Below are 17,715 nucleotides of genomic sequence, written 5' to 3'. Positions count from 1 at the left end.
TGAATACACACGTGATGAACTACCTTGAATGGGTGAATCGTCATTTACACAAAAATATTGACAGTACCTTCGTCATATTTTAAACTTCTATTTTATTCATTATTTCAAAATACTAAAAATATCTTTTTCTTATTATTTTTTAATTTAATTTATAATTCTTTGTTATTTTCATATGTTTTATTTTGTTTTTTACGTTATTATAGAAGAAGTTAAGCATTTATTACTATTTCTTAAGGAGTGGTTTTCATGAAATCCGTTCGTATGAAATTGATTGCTACTTTTGTTGCGATGATTAGTTTGTTGTTAATCATCGTCATCATTAGTATTTTTTCGACAAAAAGTGTAACGAATGAGTATGATATCATTTTGGAGGAGAATTTGGATACAGTCGATCTACTCGATCAAATTATTTTATCCCAATCGCATATCGTCAGTGATTTGCGCGCTTATTTACTTTATAACAATGAAGCTGACCGCCAACGATTGGAACAAAATATCGAAACCGTGTCTGATTTAGCCGATGATTTTGCTGTTAAAGTGAGCAAATATGAAACATTACAACAACCGATTGCTGAGATGATGACTTTAGGAGGCGATTATGCTGAACGAGTCCCATCATTAATCGCTTCCGGTACAGATGAAACAGAACGTGCTATTCAAGAACGTGAAGAAGCGGCTCAAATTAATCGTGACTTCGTAGCACAAGTTGGGCATGTGAAAGAAGTTTTGCATGATATTACGGACGAGAACTTAAGTGAGTTAAATCAAGTCGTGAAACGTTCGACCAATGTAATGCTCATCGTAGCGACTGTGGCGATTTTTGGAGGGTTAGCAATCTTTATCATCTTAAGCCGATCGATTCGAGTTCCTTTGGAAAAAGCGACGATTGCTTTAGAAGAAATGGCGGATGGCAATTTAGCAATTGAAGCTGTTCATGTGAAGACGAAAGACGAGACAGCACGTATGGCTCAATCGTTAAATGATATGCTCGGTACGTGGCAAAGCGTCGTGAAACGTGTCAACGATACATCTACTGAACTTGCGGCACAGTCACAACAACTATCTGCAAGCGCGGAAGAGAGCTTAGCATCGAGTGAAATGGTTGCGACGACAGCCGAACAAAACATGCGCAATAGTGAAGATCAAGAAAATTATGTACAACAAGCAACTGAATCATTAAATGAAGTAAGTATCGGAATCGATCAAATTACAGAAAGCAATGAAGATATGTTGCAATCTGCCGAAGAAATGGATCGCTACGTACAAACAGGTAAACGTGTCATGGACGATGTAGCTATTCAAATGCAAGATATCGACCAAACGATTCAAGAGTCGACAGAAATTATGGAGCAAATGGCTCGCAAATCGAGCGAAATTCAAGAAGCTTCTTCTTTAATTGCTGGCATTAGTGAACAGACGAACTTACTCGCTTTAAATGCGGCAATTGAAGCTGCTCGCGCTGGCGAACATGGTGCTGGATTTGCTGTCGTTGCTGAAGAAGTACGTAACTTAGCGGAAGAATCGACACGTTCTGCTTCAAAAATTGATGAAATGATCATCGAAGTGCGAGAAGCAGCTGAACGTGCTGTTCGTTCGATCAACCGTGGACAAGAAAAAGTATCGGAAGGACTAGAACGCACGACAGAATCGCTCGATACATTCAACCAAATTGAACGTTCTGTCACAGATGTGAACGAACGGATTGAGACGGTATCGGCGGCTGTTGAACAAATTCAAGCGATGACGAATGAAGTGTTGCGCAGTACGACAACATTGCGCTCACTCGCTGATGAATCGACAGCAAGCGCGCAAAATACGAGCGCAGCGACAGAAGAACAACTCGCGGCAATGGAACAAATTTCAGCAAGTTCAGAACAGTTATCTAAGCTCGCTGAGGAATTACAAGACGAAATTTCACAATTTAAACTGTTTTAAAAAAGTGTGTCCATTCAACAACTCGTTGATTGGACACACTTTTTATCCTTGATGACAAGATGGACAACAGTGCCAACACCCGTCAAAATTGTTTCGATTCGTTTGCTTTTTCACTTGTTCGAGTGCATCTGAACAATCTAAATGATATCCTTCAATCGCTCGCTGATTTTCAGCATCAGGTAAATGTTTGCAGTTCAAATGATGAATTTCGTGCATGCCTTTATCATCCACATTTCGATTATACAAGTAGTTGAACACGCCTTTCCACCTCCCCATCTTTACGAGCGTTCGTTCATCTTCTCTTCAATTCGTACAAGAGGGAATGTGCGCTTCCCTAAAGAATCTGTCATATGCTCTGCATAATGAAGCATCACGGTATGATCTAATTCTTCAAAGTAAACCGCAAGACGTTCCCATCCTTCCGAATACATTAAAAAGACTTCGCTAATACTGCTGTAAAACGTTTGGGCTAATGTTTCATCGGATAAATTTCCAAAAGGTGCAAGAGAAACATCTATTTGAATCGTACCATCGACAAGCTCAGCACGATGTAAGATGTCATCTTCACTTAACCCATATGTTTGAACGAGTTCGGGGACTAAATCAGCCGTTAAAGTACCTTGTTCATTCGGTGCGCTTTCCACATCATTATTACAAGCTGCCAACACGAACAATAAAGCGATTAATAGGCTGAACGAAAGCTTCCTCATTCAATTCCTCCTCTACTTCATATATCGTTCACTAGCGTATCATATTTTTCTTATAGCGACACTCGTTTTCACTGTTCTGTCTTAAATTTGTTGTTAGCGGACGTAGCGTGTTTTCGCTGTTTCAGGATAGTCTTCTCGAATCCACGCATGACCGTACAATTCTTCCGTCGGTACTAGAAAGTAATCGTAATGTACTTTTCCTTGTTGGTTCGGAACCGGATCGTCCCATGTCACATCAACATAGTAGTATTCCCCGTCTACTTTCACCATATTCCAAGCGTGCAAAACATCATCGCCATACCCTGTCACGTAGTAATTTTCAATTCCAACCTCATCTAAAAATGCGGAAAATGTGCGCGCATACCCTTCACAAACAGCTAACCTATTACTCAACAATCCGTATGCAGTATGTCCCGCTTCTAATGTTTCGCACCCTTCTTCCCCACAACTTTCGAATAACTCCATCTCATAAGCCGTTTGCAACACGATATAATCATGAATCGCTTTCACCCGTTCATATTCATCAAAGTGTGGTTCAATAATTTCTGATGCAATGCGCTCTACTTCATTTGCGACAAACACTCGTTGTTTAGCAATCTCATCCGCTTCGTACCGATAAGTGAAATAAACATCTCCCGAAACACCCCGATATTCGGCTTGCCATGAGACGACATATGTATCGACACGACTATTTTTGGCTATTGCTTCAATCATATCATTTAAATCTTGTGGATGAATCTCCGTTAAAGAAAACGCGTAATGGGGAGCGGACGTATATAAAACATAACGCACCTCTTCATACACTTTCGGAAATAGTGCACGCCATTGTTTTTCTGTTTCGGTAATGAAATCATCTGTCGGCAACGGCTCTATTTTCTGTCCCTCTATCTCGACCACCATGTCACGTTCAGATGGTTGCGCTATCGGTTGTTCGATAGAATGTGGTCTCAGTTCTTCTTCAACGACCGGTGCACACATCGTTAATAAGGCGATGAGAGGCATGAGAGGCATGAAATACGTAAATCGCTTCATTCAACATTCCTCCTTTCTCTCTTCTACGTTCTATTTACGATTCTGTTTCATCATACCGTATAAAAAAGCTAATGCCTTTCCGAAATGGAAAATGCATTAGCTCATCGTTATGTCGTCGCTATTTTCGGTTTGCGCCAAAAGAGTGTAATCACGACACAAATCATTAAGACGACCGCGCTGAAATGATACGGATCATCAATATTTCGTTCATACAAAATCCCACCGACAATCGGTCCGAACACGTTCGCTAAAGAAGTGAAGAAGGAGTTCATCCCACCGACGAATCCTTGATCTTTCCCTGCAATTCTTGATAAGTACGTCGTGACGGCCGGTCGAATGAGGTCAAAACCGATGAACACAGTGAACGTCACCGCCATAATCGCCCAATAGTGATTGACGACCGTCATCATATAAACGAGAACTGCCGAGAAAAATAGCGAACCTCGAATGACTCCAATTTCTCCGAAGCGCTTCGTAAGCGGGTCGAATAACCACACTTGGAAAATCGCCCCGAATACCGCTCCACCTGTAATCGCGATGGCGATATCGTACGGCTCGAATCCAAATTTATGATCCGTATATAAGCTGAAGAATGACTCAAACGCCGCTAATCCGAATGATGAGACGACGATGACTAAAAAAGCGATGAAAAACATCGGGACGAAAATCTTCCGAAAACCGCTCATATTTTCCATCGGACCTGATTCTTCAATCTCTACTTTTTGACGCTCGGGCTCTTTTAATAAAAGAATCGATAAAATAGCCGCTACCGTACCGAGTACAGCCGCTGAATAAAACGGCACACGTGGACCAATCATCGCGAGCATTCCACCGATTCCTGGTCCGATAATGAATCCTGTACTGATCGATGCAGACATTAAACCGAGCGCTTTCGCACGTGTTTCCATCGTCGTAATGTCCGCGATAAATGCGGTGACCGCAGGCATAATAAACGCTGCACTCACGCCCCCTAAAATTCTTGAAACGAAGAGCACTTCAATCGTTTTTCCCATACCGAACAACAATTCAGAAAACCCGAAAATAAATAATCCGAGAACGATCATTATTTTTCGTCCATATTTATCGACAGCCTTCCCTGCGAAAGGCGAAAAAATTAATTGAGTTAAAGCGAACGATGCTGTTAAATAACCGATCACTTTTCCACTCACTTGCAATTCATTCATAATCGTCGGAAGAACCGGTATGACAAGCCCAATTCCTAAAAAAGCAATGAATAAATTACCGAGCAAAATCCACAACATCGTCTTCGTATTTTTGTCCATATAAAACCTCCGTCTAAAAAGCAATAAATATAGATTAAACGATATAGTAACGACATAGTCAACCTTTTTTTCTCGATTTTTCGGAAAAATAAAAAAGCCGAATGCAAAGTGCTTTGACAGCGCATTCGACTTTCTATTTTCTATCTTACTCTCGCGTTAAAATAATTAAATCTTCAGCATTCGCTTGTGGCGGTAATGACTTTGTTGTAATGCCATTGTAATGAACTTCTACTTTGTCATTTTCTTTTAAATGCGTCACTTTATCCGCTTCAATTTCATCCATATGGAAAACAATTTCAGATCCTTCCGCCATGTCAGGCCCTTTTACCGTTTCCGTCACTTCTACTGTCACGTCCGCCCCATCGATCGCTTTGACGATTCCTTGAACACCAGCTTCATTTTTCATTTGTCCTTCCACCTTCTCAACATTTTCTTTTGAATCTTCTACAATATTGTCTCCTGCTTCTTCCACGCTTTCTTTCGTTTCTTCACTACAAGCGGCAAGACTGAATGCGAGCATCGTTACAGCTCCCCATTTCATCATATTTTTCATATTGATCTACTCCTTTTAATATAATGGTTGATTCACATCTAAACGACGTAATTGTGCAGCGTAATATCCTAATATTTGAAACGGAATAATACCGACGAGCGGGGCCATAATCGGGTGTGTTAACGGTAAAACGAAATCATCCCCCTCTTCATCGAGTCCTTCCATCGAGATGACGAACACTTTCGTTCCATATGAACGAATTTCTGCAATATCTTTCCTCATCGGCTTCGCATTGCGCTTATTCGTGATGAGCGCAATTGCAATCGACTTTTCTTGTACTAAAGCGAGCGGGCTATAGCGCAATTCACCGCCGACGTAAGCGTCAGCATGTAATGAGCCAATTTGTCTTAATTTCAAAGCTCCCTCTTGCGCTACCGCATAATCTAACCCGCGGGCAATGACTGTGATGTTCGGTTTGCGCATAAGCAATGCGGGCAACCACGTACGAAAACGTTGGTGCTTATCCAAAACACTATGAATCGCTTGAGCTGTAATGGCGAATTTTTTCGGAACGTCGAATGTATCATACATCCCTTCACTTCGTCCTAATGCAATGGCAAGCATAGAAAGAAATGCGATTTTAGCTACGAACACTTTCGTCGATGTAATCCCGAGTTCAGGCCCTGCATGAATCCATAAAGATTCGTCTGCAAATTGAACGACGGACGACTGTTGTTCATTCGTAATAGCGATCGTCGGGACGTTGTAGCGATTCATTTTTTTAATGCTTTCTAAAATAGAAGGCGTTTCTCCTGAACGAGAAATCGCAAGACAAACCGTCCCTTCAACGAGCTGAGGTGTATTGTAAAGAAATTCTTCACTTTCATACACATCCGTAGGTAATTGTGCCATCCGCTCAAACATCCGCTTACCGATCAATGACGCATGATAACTCGTACCTGAACCGATGATGACGAGACGTTTCGCCTTTTGAAGCATCGCGACAACTTTCGGTGAAATATCAAGTGTGCCATCGTCTTTTAAATATTGACGAGAAAGCTCACAAAGTACTCCTGGCTGCTCATTCATTTCTTTCGTCATATAATCGGCATAATTGCCGAGCGCTACTTCTACTTTTTGAAAGTGGAGCGGGTGCTGTTCTTTTTTGATTGGATGTCCGTCTTTCAAAACGGTGTATTGTTTCGGCTGGACGATGGCGAGTTCTTTAGAATCGAGGTGAATCACTTCCGTAAAATCTTCTGTAAATGCTCGTTGTTCTGCACCGATCATCATCGCTGACTCACTCACTGCGATGCAAAGATTTTTTTGCTCATGCGCAGCATATAATATATTAGGGGTATGTACGTCGAGACAAATGAAAGCATAAATTCCTTCCACTTCCTGTATGAACGTTTGTAACATTTCGCGGATACTTCTTCCTTCTTGTGCTCCCCTTTCTAAATAGCGAAAAAATGTTTCAATATCTGAATCCTCTTGCTGTTTAGAAATTCGTCCCCATTTTTTAACGGTACCGTTAAACACAATCGCAAAACGTCCCTCTTCCATCCCATGTAAATGACTGCGTCTGTCCATCTGTTCCCCAATTAACCAATGCGTATGCCCAATTGCCGTTTTCGCTTCTTCAATTTCATTTAAAGCTAACTGAATGTTCGCTAAAGGATTTCCTTGTTTAAAAAAAGATAATGTTTGATCAGGCTGAATGGCAACTCCTGCCGCTTCAGTTCCTCTATGTTCAAGACGTCTTAATCCGTCAATAATGTATTTCTTCGCAATTAATGCGCTTCCGACATAGCCTATCATTCCACACATGACCATCCCTCCTACTTCTTACACGCACTATTGACCTATTCCACAATCTCTTCACATTTAAACGTCCTACTCATTAATTGTATTCTGTTCTTTTCGAAGTGTAGTATAATAAGTATAGGGAGGCGAACTTTATGAAAAAAATAACCGCATCATACTATCGCCAGTTACAAGAAGAATTACATTATTTAGTTAAAAAACAAGTCATTTCGAAGGAGCAACAGGAACAAGCACTCGAACAATACGAAGTGAAAGAAGGACTCTCCACTTTATCGATTATTTTAGCGATTGGTGCTATTTTAATCGGACTCGGTGTGTTAATTGCTGTCTCGACAAATTGGTCACAATTTTCATTGTTGTTAAAGTTCAGCATTTTATTTATTTCAACCTTGGCTAGTTATGTCGTCGCTTTCGCTTTGCAACATCATTTCGAAAAAACAGCACGTGCTTTTTATTACATCGCCGCTTTCATTACCGGTGCAAGCTTGTATTTTATCGCGTCACTTTACATGAACCATATTGAAACTGGAACGATTGCGCTCATGTGGGCTATCACTCTCATCCCACTCGTCTTATTTTTAGTCGACTTGCCGATTACATTACTGTTTGCCGCATCGCTCCTATGGGCATCCGCAGGGTATGCGACGATCTTTTCATTCGGCATTTTGCTCATTTTACCGCTCATCGCATTTCTCATGTGGGTGAATGAAGTGAAATTAAAAGAATCGAAGCTCGGATTTTTCAGCGTCGTCCTCGTTTTAGTCGTTTGGATTGCAGCTTTAATGAACAGCATCGACGTTCCTGGAATTGTTCCTATCTCATTAATCTTTATTTTAGGAATTGCGTTATTTTTCAATCATTTCGAAAAATATTTCAATTTATCGAGATGGCTCGGCACAATTATTATAAGTATTACATCGCTTTCTTTAATGGGTCGATTCACATGGCAAGCCGTATCTGAAAATTCTGCTTCGATTTACAGTACGAGTTTCACGATTGCATTCGCTATTTTTGCTTTCGCTTTACTGAAGTACGCTCCGTTACAGTCGATCGTATTTATCGGGATTTTAATCGCTCGTCTATACTTTGATTACACGTTCGACCTCATTCCACAATCGCTATTTTTCGTCATCGCAGGATTGTTGATGATCGGTTTCGGTTATTGGTTTGAAAGAACGAGAAGAAATGAGGGACAGAGCCATGCGTAAATTAACTGTTTCAGAATGGTTGATCACGGTCGGACTTTCAGTCATTTGTCTACTCGTTGTCGCTTTTCCACTATGGCAAATTTTGCAGTCGAAAGAGACATTTACGATTCCCGCCATTTCTTATCAAAATGGCGATGACAATCCAACAATTACAATTCAAGTTGAAGCTTCTTTTGATCAATTGGATGAAACGATGCAACAAAGCATTGAAAACGACGATGCTTATCAAACAAAAGTGTATGCGATCTTCGATGAATTGAACGGTGAACTTACATTGCGCCGCGTTCAACTTACGAAACCAGACGAACGCATCTTTTTAGAAGGGTCTCTCTATTTGTACAATTACGGAGATCACGATTCGAAACAATTCACGTATCCGATTACGCTCAATGTCGGACAAGCGATTCGCCATGCGGACGTGTACGAACCGAATGAGCCGTTGATCGATTATGAATATCACTGGACCGCAACATTGCGCTACAATAACGGACATGCACTCGTTACACAATTGAAGAAGCGATAATTTAAAAATGTCAGCTCGATGAAGAGTTGACGTTTTTTCTTGCTCATGACAGGGTATGTTGTCTTAAAAAGTAGGTGATTGCATGATACTCATCACTAGTAAATTAATCGTCGGCTTTTTATTGTTATTGTTTTTTATTCGTTTACTCGGAAAGAAACATTTAGCGCAATTAACACCGAGCGACGTCGTCTATTTTATGGTTTTCGGAGGCATTGTTGAAGAGTCCGTCTACGATGAGCAAATACCGATTTGGCAAATGGCTGTCGCGCTCGCAATATGGGTTGCTCTATCTTATCTTTTTGAAACGCTCGTTTACCGCTCCGATCGCTTGCGCAAAATTGTGAAAGGTGTACCGATTTGCTTAATTTACAAAGGAACGATTCTCTCTGAAACATGTCGCAAACAAAAGCTTGAAATGGAACAATTACGTTCTATTTTAAGAACACAAGGTATTTTTTCCTTGAAAGAAGTGTATCATTTATTTTTAGAACCAGACGGCACATTTAGCGTACAAAAGTATGCGCACTTAGAACCTCCGACAAACGCTCAACTGAACATTAGTGTCGCACAACCTCATTTAAGTTATTTACTCATTAGCGAAGGCGAAATCCACCAATCCACATTACAACAACTCGGACTTTCGGACGCTTGGCTATTAGGTGAAGTCGGCGCACTGCATACCGTTTTATTAGCAGAATGGTCTATTGCGGAAGGATTACACATCCAACGCTATAACACGACAGAAGAACATTGTGTCCCGTTAGAATAAGAAATAAAAAAAGCGTTGGAAACTGAATGACTCCATCAGTTTCCAACGTTTTTCATTCCCATTGTTTTAACCATTGTTTTTCATTATACACATCATAGCCTTCTCGTTTGAAAAGGGCTGCCGTTACACCGTGACCATTTACTTTCATGCCTGTAAACGTGCCATCATAAACGAGCGAACTGCCACAAGAAGGGCTTTCTTCTTTTAAGACGATCGTCGTCGCACTATATTTTCTGGCGACTTGTAACGCTTCGTTTGCCCCTTTTAAAAAAGCTTCCGTCACGTCCTCTCCTGAAATCGATACGACACGCGCGCGTCCGTCTAACACATCGAACCCGTCTCCTCCTATGATTTCTGAAGGTTCGCGAGGTGTTGACATACCGCCCATCACTTCTGGACAAACGGTCACTGCTTTTCCTTCGCGGACGAGTGTTTCAATCACTTCTTGCAAACAATGCCCTCCATCATAACGCACTTTGTTACCTGCTAAACAACTGCTCACGAGAATCATTGTATCTCTCCTATGCTTTCGTTAATGTTTTTCCTGTCAATCCAAAAATAATCGTTAAAATCGGTGATAATAAACAGAAAAACGCAAATGGAATGTAACTGATGACCGGAATGCCGAGCGTCGTCGAAATAAAAATGCCGCATACGCCCCACGGAACGAGTGGGTTAATGACCGTTCCTGCATCTTCCATGACACGACTTAAATTTTTCATCGCTAAGCCATTTTTCTCAAAATGAGGAGCGAATGATTGACCCGTCAGTAAAATGGATAAATATTGTTCTCCGATCGCTAAGTTCACACCGATCGCTGTACATGCTGCGCCGACGATGACAGACGCTTTTGTTTTTAAACGATGCGCAAACGGTTCTAAAATCGCTTGAATGATGCCGAGTTTAAACAATAGACCACCCATGCTTAATGCGAGCAATACGAGTGAAATCGTAAACATCATGCCCATTAAGCCGTCCGCTTTTGAAAGTAAAGCATCGATCGCTTCATGCCCAGTATTCGTTTCGAATCCTCCGAATAAAATATCGACATATTCTCCGACTGTGTACGAAGAATGGAAGCGCGATAATACGAGCGCTGTCGCTGAACTGATGAACAATGTTAATACAGCAGGAACGCGTAAAAACGTACAGATGAACAAGACGATAATCGGAATCCAACTATACCCGTGAACGAGTCCTGTCGCTAAAATATTTTGTTTATATTCTTCTAATTGCGCTAAATTTAATTCGCCGACAGATGGCGTCAAAATCGCAAACAATACGGCGCTAATGAGAAAAGCAGGAATCGTCGTCCATCCCATATTTCGAATATGTTCGAACAAATCGACACCGACCGTTTTCGAAGCGATCGTCGTCGTATCTGAAAGAGGAGACATTTTATCACCGAAAAACGCACCGCTCACAATCGCACCTGCTGCCATCGGTAACGAAAGGTCGAGCGCTGCTGCCATCGAGAAGAACGCAACGCCAATCGTCGCAACAGTCGTTAACGAACTACCGATGGAAATGCCGACAATTCCTGTCACGATGAATATCGTCATAAAGAAAAATTGCGGCGTGACGAGTTCGAAGCTCGTCATCATTAACGTCGGAATCGTTCCGCCGACCATCCAACTACTCGTTAAAATCCCAATCATAAAAAATAAATAAACAGCACCTAAACTCGAACTCGTCCCTTCGACCATACCCGCTTCTAGATCACGGTACTTCACACCTTTTAACAAACCGTATCCAATCAACACAAAAAGAGCTAACAATAACGGAATGTGCGGTGCGACGCCGAGTCCGATAATAAATACACTGAGTAAGCTAAGTGTCAGAAGAAGTATAAAAACAGCTTCTCCTGTTTTCGGGGTAACTAATTTTTTCATTTGTAACATTTCCAATTCCCTCCAAATATAAAGAGCACACCCTATCCCTAAATTAGGGACGAAGTGTGCTCCGCGTTACCACCCTGCTTGACTGTAAAGCCCGCTCGAATTGTGAAATTACTCGTTATGCAAAACGTAATTCGTCTGACAACCGCCTGAACTTTCACCGTCCGTTCAATCTCTACATGCTGCACCTTGTCATCCTACTTCAATTTGCGTAATTCCGTTCATTTGCTTGTAATAGTCAATATGTTAAGGTCGTAAGTCGGTTTTGTCAATAGTTTATTCAAGTTCCGTTAAAAATCCGTACGTCATGACCGTTTGCAAGTCGAATTGCTTCGTCTCTTTTTCAAAGCGTATTTTTACATCCCGCGCCGTCAATTCAACGATGATACCTTCACCAAATACACGATGTTCCACCCGTTTTTGAACAGCGAATTGTTCAAGTTTCGTCATGCCATGTTCATTCACTTGAGGTCGTGCTTTTCGCTTCGCTACTTTAGGACGGGTCGATGTGACGACACGGCGTTTTGTTGCATCTTCAAATTCGAAACATTCTTCTAAAAAACTGCTGCGCGCGCGTTCACGGTCTTCCGCTCGTTTCGGATATGAAATGAGACATGTATTTTTCGCACGCGTCATCCCGACATAGAAAAGGCGTCTCGCTTCTTCTAACATTTCAGCATCTTCCACATCGCGTTCAGAAGGTAAAATGCCATCAGACGCGTCGATTAAAAAGACGGTATCCCATTCTAATCCTTTTGCAGAATGGATGGTCGATAATGTGACGCGTGGTGTATTTCCTTTATGCTTCGCTTCCTTGACGGCTCGTTGCAATTCATCGATTTTCTCTCGAAACTGTTCGACCGTTTGACACGATTCGCCAAGTTGTTCCATCTCATCTAAAATTTGCATCATCGTTTCTAAACGATAACCGAACTTCTCCGCTCGTTGAACGATCGCTTCTTCGTAACGAAACGTTTGACGAATTGTCCGAATGCATTCAGCAATCGTCATTTTCGGAAATTCATCGAGCGTCTCATCGATCATTTGCAAACTTTCTTTCTGATTCGTGCGCAAATCATTCACTTCGATAAAAGTATCGAACACCGAGTGTGGAACGGTCCGCCCTTTTAAATTGTTCAACATGACGCGCGATAAATAAAGCTGCAACTTAAAGGCGATTTTCCCGAACGCTTCTACATTCGTCCGATCTTCACTCAATGCGAAAAAATGAAACAAATCTTTCACAATCCAATGGTTAAAGAAAAATCCTTGTTCATCTTTCAATTGGAAAGGAATGCCTCGTTTATGAAATTCCATAATGTAAGGAATCGCCGACTTATTGTTTCGGAATAAAATCGCATACGCATCAAAGTTTTCAACTTCTACGAGTTGATCGACGATTGCATTCGTTTGGAATGTTTCCGTTTCGTAGGCGATGACACGAATGTCTCCTGCCGTCTCTCGCACCGCATTCATCTCTTTTTCATACCGTTTTTGATTATGTTGAATTAAACGATTCGCCCGTTCAATAATCGACGTAGCGGAGCGATAATTGTATTGCAAATGATAAAAAGATGCGTTCGGATAATGTCGATCAAATTGTAATAAATACGTCGGGCTCGCCCCGCGCCACATGTAGTAGGGTAAGCACCCAGTGCCTTGCTGTATTTCTACAGTAGGTTCCCCGATGCTCCCCTCCGAACCGTACGTACTCCTCTCAGAGTATACGGCTCTCCACTTATAAACTGCCTATCCTTTGCCATTATGAATATCATTATGGCATTTCACACAAACCACAAGAGTTTTGCGTTGCTTGGCGATCATGATGACTTCCCAAAACTTCTTTCCTTTGAGATTTTTCACTTTGTTAATGTGATGTACTTCAAAGTTTGTGTTAGGGTCTTTGTCACCACAAATTTCGCATTCATTCGCCATAATTCTACGTTCAAGTTCTGTTGTAGTGCCTTCATATTTATACAAGTTTGGTATTGTATCAATTGCATTTTCAAAGGTAGGTTTTTTGATAGTAAAGCCTTGGTTATAGAAGTAGGCTACTCTATCGCCTTTTTTCGTCTGATAAGGTATTCCCCAGTGTTTTCCATGCCTGTATTTGTTTTTCATTTTGGCAATACTGGACTTGTGCTTACCAGCTAACGTTTTAAGGCAGCTATACTCCATTACATATCGCAATTGCCACATCTTATGCGACACATTTTCTGCAAGAGCATAGTAATTGTACAGCCCTCTCAATTCTGCGTTATATAACTCAACTATTTCAAGTTCCGTAAGACGCAGAAGTCTAGGTCTGTGAAGTATTTTCCACTTCTTGGCATCTATATCTTTGACCATCTTTTGTTCCACAATGATTTTCTCAATTGTCCCTTCAGGGATTGTGAGTTGTACGCCACCATTGAACATTCTTTTGACAACACCATTTTTGTCTGACTTCGTGCTCATGTCATCCCTTATCTTGATGTCGTAACCCAAGAATCTTGCTGGTTTTGTGCAGTTTGTAATCAGTGTTTTCTCTTCCGACATTTCAAGACCAAGGCTTTCCTTCAGGAACAATCCAATGTCTTTTTTCAGATGTATGCAATCCTCTTTATTCCCATATACACAGATTAAGAAATCATCAGCATACCTAACATATTTCATTCTCTTGAATGATTCATCATTAGGCTCGTAGTATGGGATGTTTAACATTACTTTTCGGTTTCCTTTGTATTCCTCTATCATAAGGTTTTTTCTCTCGGTGTTTGTTTCCATTTCAATTTTCTTTTTCAGGCGAAGGTTTCTTTGGTGATACTTTCGATATTCCTTATTTCTTTTCCTCTTCTTTGGTTCTCCCTTATCAAAACTCGATTTGAGTATTTTTTCGACATACTCATCGAGTTCGTTAAGATAGATATTTGCGAGGAGTGGACTAATAATCCCACCTTGAGGCGTTCCACTATAGGTTTTATTGAATCTCCAATCTTCTACATATCCTGCTTTTAGGAATTTCCAAATCAGACGGATGAAGCGTTCATCTGAAATTTTCTTGCGAAGTATTCCTATTAGGATGTTGTGATCTATATTGTCGAAAAACCCTTTTATGTCGCCTTCGATAAACCAATTTGCCGCCCTATAAGTTACTTGAATAGTTTGCAGTGCTGTTTGGCAACTGCGTTTAGGTCTAAACCCATGAGAGTTATTTGAGAAAACCGGTTCATATATTGCTTCGAGTATCATTCTGCATACTTCTTGTACAACCCTGTCGGAGAAAGAGGGAATTCCTAGTGGTCTTGATTCACCATTAGATTTTGGAATATACACACGTCTAACTGGTTTTGGCTTATAACTTTCAGCCTTCATCATTTCAATCAGATGCTGAATTTTCTTTCTGCCAAACCCATCCGCGGTTTCCTCATCAATACCTTTTGTCCCGCTACCTTTGTTCTTGTATATCTTCGTGAAGGCTTTTATATAAAAATCCTCATTAAAAAGATTTCTATATATTCGATTGAACTCAAAATTCTTGTTTGACGTTTGTTTAGATAGGTTGTATAAGACAACTTCTGAATTTTGCAAGAGCATTCCGCTCCTTTCTTCATTGTTTATACTTTACAAGCTGTTCCCCTTCGCCATGTGATAGACTTTCTCTATCTCGGACTACTACGAGAACTCCGTTACCATGATGGATATTCAGACCCTAACAGTCATAGCCTTACAAGAAAGGCATTCCATTTTAGGTAATCTCCATTTAGCATAATACGTATAGGTTCAATAGGTTGTCGGATGGAACTTTCGTCTTTTCCCTAAATCCATAGGTATGTCTATCCTTATTATACTGAGAACGAGAACAACTATTTCAATCTATAATAGTGTTCTATCTTCTTTGTGAAGTGTCTATTCACCAGAAGAGGATAGATGTTAGGTTGCAAACGGCTTTCCTAACAGGTGACCATAAACCCATTCAGACTATTCTTCAAGCAGTTTAGCTTTCATCCTTATGCCTATTATTCTTATATCTTGCCATTCAGTCGTGACCCATCCGTTTCGGTCAACTTATGGCTTTACCAACATGCTACACTCCCTTATTAGTTTCCCTCTAAGATAAGTTGGTTGATATCCTAACCATTCTCTAGTTAGTTCACCGCCCAAGGTGAAATACGCACTACCCTTATGGACGCACAATCGACTGATCATCATCCGCTACGACGAATAAATTTTGATGATTGACGAGTAAATGTTCAATTAATTTAAATTGGACGAGTGACGTATCTTGACTTTCATCGGTCGCGATAAAATCATAAAGTGAAGCGTAATGCTGCCTTATTTGCGCATCTTCTCGTAACGCTTGCTCTCCGATTTCTAACATGTCATCAAAATCGATTAAACGCGGGCTTGATTGACGTTTCAACTGCTCGTACTGATAAGCGATATCTCCCGCTCGTTCAAATGGGCCTTCTACTTCTTTCCACCGCTCGACCGGCACCATTTTATTTTTCAATAACGTAATATGCGTCTCTAATTCTTGTACGACATCATCTGTCGCCGATAGACGCATGACCATTTCATAGCTTTTTTTCAGCAATTGTTGTTTCGTAATCGGCGCTTGATTGCTTTCAATCAATTGATATGCGATTTCATATTTCGCAAAATAATGACGCGTAATATGAAAAGCTAAACGATGAATCGTCGCAAATTGCGGTTTTGGTAAGTGCGGGAAAAACTGTGTAAACTTCTCCCCTAATGCGAGTGCCGCCGCCTTACTAAAAGAAATGGCAAGCAATCGTTGCGGCGCGACATGACGCTCTTCTATCAGTCGTGCAAGTCGCGTAATCATCGTCGTCGTTTTGCCCGACCCTGGACATGCTAAGACGAGCGCTGGACCTTCTTCATGTTGAATGGCTGCCATTTGTTCCTCATTAAAAAGAACGCCCGTCCGTTCTTCTACTCGTTGTAAAAATGTATTCACTCATTGTCACCCTTTTTGAAACCTTTCTCAATCATGTTCCGTATATGTATCATAACAAGTGAGGTGAGAAGATGCGAACATCACTGCAACAACAATATGAACATATTCAAACAGAACGACTCGAAATGAGTCAACTGCAAAGAGAGCAAACTGCTTTAGCAAAACGATGCGACCAATATAAAAAAGAAGTCCAAGTACTCCAACGTGAACACGAAAAAGAACATCGCGATGTCGAAGCATTACAACGGTTTTCCTTAAAGAAATTCGTGAAACAAAAAATCGGTTCATGGGATACCGTCATCGATAAAGAACTATCCGAAGCATTCGAAGCGGAACAACGACTGACAGAAGCGGAGCATCAACTTCAAAAGTGCGAAGCGCAATATGACGCTGTCACAAAACGAATCGCTCACATCGGCAATCTCGACGAGCGCTACAAAACTTGGCTAGAAGCGAAAGCTTTATCCATCATGACGACAGATCAAGAAGCTTATGAACACGCACAATCGATACGTCTTCAACAAGAAGAATTGCGCCATCTCATCGAACAAATTCAAGAAGCGCATGCAGCCGGTGTGCACGTACTTCACGTCTTCGACAAAATGTTTAAAAGCTTAGACAACGCGTCAGGTTATTCGATGCTCGACATGTTTGGTGGCGGCATCATTTCGACAGCGCTCAAACATTCGGAAATGCAAGCCGCTGAAAATGAAACATTGCCTTTACGTCGCGCCTTACGCGATTATGAAATCGAATTACAAGACGTGCAAAAAATAATCGAGCAAGAAATGAAAATCGTCCCTTCTTTCGCGCTCAGCTTTGCTGACTTTTTCTTCGACGGTTTCATTTTCGATTTTCTCGTCAATCAAAAAATTCAAGAACATACCGAAACATTGCAAAAACCGTATCAACAAGTGAAAAAAATGCAAGCAGAACTCGTAAAACAAAAACGCCTTGCAGACGAAAGACTGCTCCAATTGCAAGAACAATACGAAACAATCATTATTCATTCAAATTAGTATCACTTTTTTTCGTTGTACGGTACAATAGAAAGAGATTTAGTAGGAGGTTTTCATA

General features: G+C 40.9%; 16 protein-coding genes. 5 read left to right on the top strand and 11 right to left on the bottom strand.

Annotated features, from left to right (window positions below; genetic code table 11):
- The first annotated feature begins 246 nt into the window (after positions 1-246).
- On the top strand, positions 247-1,935 hold the full coding sequence (locus tag ACFQ0V_RS02730; protein WP_381009367.1) for a methyl-accepting chemotaxis protein: 1,689 nt from the start codon (positions 247-249) through the stop codon (positions 1,933-1,935).
- A 42-nt stretch (positions 1,936-1,977) separates the two neighbouring features.
- Here the strand turns inward: ACFQ0V_RS02730 and ACFQ0V_RS02725 are convergent, their stop codons facing one another.
- The 6 genes from ACFQ0V_RS02725 to ACFQ0V_RS02700 form a co-directional block, all read right to left on the bottom strand.
- Positions 1,978-2,193 (bottom strand): hypothetical protein, encoded by a 216-nt coding sequence (locus tag ACFQ0V_RS02725; protein WP_381009366.1) that lies wholly within the window; start codon positions 2,191-2,193, stop codon positions 1,978-1,980.
- Between the two features lie 20 nt (positions 2,194-2,213).
- Positions 2,214-2,645 (bottom strand): hypothetical protein, encoded by a 432-nt coding sequence (locus ACFQ0V_RS02720; RefSeq protein WP_381009364.1) that lies wholly within the window; start codon positions 2,643-2,645, stop codon positions 2,214-2,216.
- A gap of 93 nt (positions 2,646-2,738) precedes the next feature.
- Positions 2,739-3,677 carry a transglutaminase domain-containing protein gene (locus ACFQ0V_RS02715; protein WP_381009362.1) on the bottom strand — a complete coding sequence of 313 codons (939 nt, stop codon included), beginning with the start codon at positions 3,675-3,677 and terminating at the stop codon, positions 2,739-2,741.
- A gap of 107 nt (positions 3,678-3,784) precedes the next feature.
- Positions 3,785-4,960 (bottom strand): MFS transporter, encoded by a 1,176-nt coding sequence (locus ACFQ0V_RS02710; protein WP_381009360.1) that lies wholly within the window; start codon positions 4,958-4,960, stop codon positions 3,785-3,787.
- Between the two features lie 145 nt (positions 4,961-5,105).
- Positions 5,106-5,513, bottom strand: a complete 408-nt coding sequence (locus ACFQ0V_RS02705; RefSeq protein ID WP_381009358.1) for a DUF3221 domain-containing protein — start codon at positions 5,511-5,513, stop codon at positions 5,106-5,108.
- Between the two features lie 15 nt (positions 5,514-5,528).
- Complete coding sequence (locus ACFQ0V_RS02700; protein ID WP_381009356.1) at positions 5,529-7,283, bottom strand: isomerizing glutamine--fructose-6-phosphate transaminase; 1,755 nt, start codon at positions 7,281-7,283, stop codon at positions 5,529-5,531.
- Between the two features lie 131 nt (positions 7,284-7,414).
- Here ACFQ0V_RS02700 and ACFQ0V_RS02695 point away from each other — a divergent pair, with 131 nt between their 5' ends.
- The 3 genes from ACFQ0V_RS02695 to ACFQ0V_RS02685 all read left to right on the top strand — a co-directional run bounded on the left by ACFQ0V_RS02695 (position 7,415) and on the right by ACFQ0V_RS02685 (position 9,780).
- Positions 7,415-8,488 (top strand): DUF2157 domain-containing protein, encoded by a 1,074-nt coding sequence (locus tag ACFQ0V_RS02695; RefSeq protein ID WP_381009354.1) that lies wholly within the window; start codon positions 7,415-7,417, stop codon positions 8,486-8,488.
- Positions 8,481-9,011, top strand: a complete 531-nt coding sequence (locus ACFQ0V_RS02690; protein ID WP_381009353.1) for a hypothetical protein — start codon at positions 8,481-8,483, stop codon at positions 9,009-9,011. The genes ACFQ0V_RS02695 and ACFQ0V_RS02690 overlap by 8 nt, the downstream gene beginning before the upstream one ends.
- 82 nt (positions 9,012-9,093) lie before the next feature.
- On the top strand, positions 9,094-9,780 hold the full coding sequence (locus ACFQ0V_RS02685) for a DUF421 domain-containing protein (protein ID WP_381009352.1): 687 nt from the start codon (positions 9,094-9,096) through the stop codon (positions 9,778-9,780).
- A gap of 52 nt (positions 9,781-9,832) precedes the next feature.
- On the opposite strand, the gene ACFQ0V_RS02680 is transcribed toward ACFQ0V_RS02685, so the two are convergent.
- From ACFQ0V_RS02680 to ACFQ0V_RS02660, 5 genes are all read right to left on the bottom strand, one after another.
- Positions 9,833-10,291, bottom strand: a complete 459-nt coding sequence (locus ACFQ0V_RS02680; protein ID WP_381009351.1) for a DUF523 domain-containing protein — start codon at positions 10,289-10,291, stop codon at positions 9,833-9,835.
- Between the two features lie 10 nt (positions 10,292-10,301).
- Positions 10,302-11,681 carry a Na+/H+ antiporter NhaC gene (gene nhaC / locus ACFQ0V_RS02675; RefSeq protein ID WP_381009349.1) on the bottom strand — a complete coding sequence of 460 codons (1,380 nt, stop codon included), beginning with the start codon at positions 11,679-11,681 and terminating at the stop codon, positions 10,302-10,304.
- A 273-nt stretch (positions 11,682-11,954) separates the two neighbouring features.
- Positions 11,955-13,313: a 3'-5' exonuclease gene (locus ACFQ0V_RS02670; protein WP_381009348.1), complete on the bottom strand. Its 1,359-nt coding sequence runs from the start codon at positions 13,311-13,313 to the stop codon at positions 11,955-11,957.
- Between the two features lie 114 nt (positions 13,314-13,427).
- Positions 13,428-15,248: a group II intron reverse transcriptase/maturase gene (gene ltrA, locus ACFQ0V_RS02665; protein ID WP_381009346.1), complete on the bottom strand. Its 1,821-nt coding sequence runs from the start codon at positions 15,246-15,248 to the stop codon at positions 13,428-13,430.
- A 592-nt stretch (positions 15,249-15,840) separates the two neighbouring features.
- Positions 15,841-16,638, bottom strand: a complete 798-nt coding sequence (locus ACFQ0V_RS02660) for a UvrD-helicase domain-containing protein (RefSeq protein WP_381009345.1) — start codon at positions 16,636-16,638, stop codon at positions 15,841-15,843.
- A gap of 71 nt (positions 16,639-16,709) precedes the next feature.
- Here ACFQ0V_RS02660 and ACFQ0V_RS02655 point away from each other — a divergent pair, with 71 nt between their 5' ends.
- The gene (locus ACFQ0V_RS02655) at positions 16,710-17,657 is read left to right on the top strand and encodes a hypothetical protein (protein WP_381009343.1); all 948 of its coding nucleotides are present in this window, start codon (positions 16,710-16,712) and stop codon (positions 17,655-17,657) included.
- Positions 17,658-17,715: the final 58 nt, after the last annotated feature.

The organism is Savagea faecisuis (assembly GCF_042675605.1).
GTDB classification, from domain to species: Bacteria; Bacillota; Bacilli; order Bacillales_A; family Planococcaceae; genus Savagea; species Savagea faecisuis.
This window is presented reverse-complemented; position numbering and strand designations above follow the sequence as displayed.

What these genes read in the sequence shown, in the direction of transcription:
- ACFQ0V_RS02705 (WP_381009358.1), bottom strand. Translation starts at nt 5,513, where the DNA reads ATGAAAAATATGATGAAATGGGGAGCTGTAACGATGCTCGCATTCAGT.
- ACFQ0V_RS02695 (WP_381009354.1), top strand. Translation starts at nt 7,415, where the DNA reads ATGAAAAAAATAACCGCATCATACTATCGCCAGTTACAAGAAGAATTA.
- ACFQ0V_RS02715 (WP_381009362.1), bottom strand. Translation starts at nt 3,677, where the DNA reads ATGAAGCGATTTACGTATTTCATGCCTCTCATGCCTCTCATCGCCTTA.
- ACFQ0V_RS02690 (WP_381009353.1), top strand. Translation starts at nt 8,481, where the DNA reads ATGCGTAAATTAACTGTTTCAGAATGGTTGATCACGGTCGGACTTTCA.
- ACFQ0V_RS02720 (WP_381009364.1), bottom strand. Translation starts at nt 2,645, where the DNA reads ATGAGGAAGCTTTCGTTCAGCCTATTAATCGCTTTATTGTTCGTGTTG.
- ACFQ0V_RS02655 (WP_381009343.1), top strand. Translation starts at nt 16,710, where the DNA reads ATGCGAACATCACTGCAACAACAATATGAACATATTCAAACAGAACGA.
- ACFQ0V_RS02730 (WP_381009367.1), top strand. Translation starts at nt 247, where the DNA reads ATGAAATCCGTTCGTATGAAATTGATTGCTACTTTTGTTGCGATGATT.
- ACFQ0V_RS02710 (WP_381009360.1), bottom strand. Translation starts at nt 4,960, where the DNA reads ATGGACAAAAATACGAAGACGATGTTGTGGATTTTGCTCGGTAATTTA.
- nhaC (WP_381009349.1), bottom strand. Translation starts at nt 11,681, where the DNA reads ATGTTACAAATGAAAAAATTAGTTACCCCGAAAACAGGAGAAGCTGTT.
- ACFQ0V_RS02670 (WP_381009348.1), bottom strand. Translation starts at nt 13,313, where the DNA reads ATGTGGCGCGGGGCGAGCCCGACGTATTTATTACAATTTGATCGACAT.
- ACFQ0V_RS02700 (WP_381009356.1), bottom strand. Translation starts at nt 7,283, where the DNA reads ATGTGTGGAATGATAGGCTATGTCGGAAGCGCATTAATTGCGAAGAAA.
- ACFQ0V_RS02680 (WP_381009351.1), bottom strand. Translation starts at nt 10,291, where the DNA reads ATGATTCTCGTGAGCAGTTGTTTAGCAGGTAACAAAGTGCGTTATGAT.
- ACFQ0V_RS02685 (WP_381009352.1), top strand. Translation starts at nt 9,094, where the DNA reads ATGATACTCATCACTAGTAAATTAATCGTCGGCTTTTTATTGTTATTG.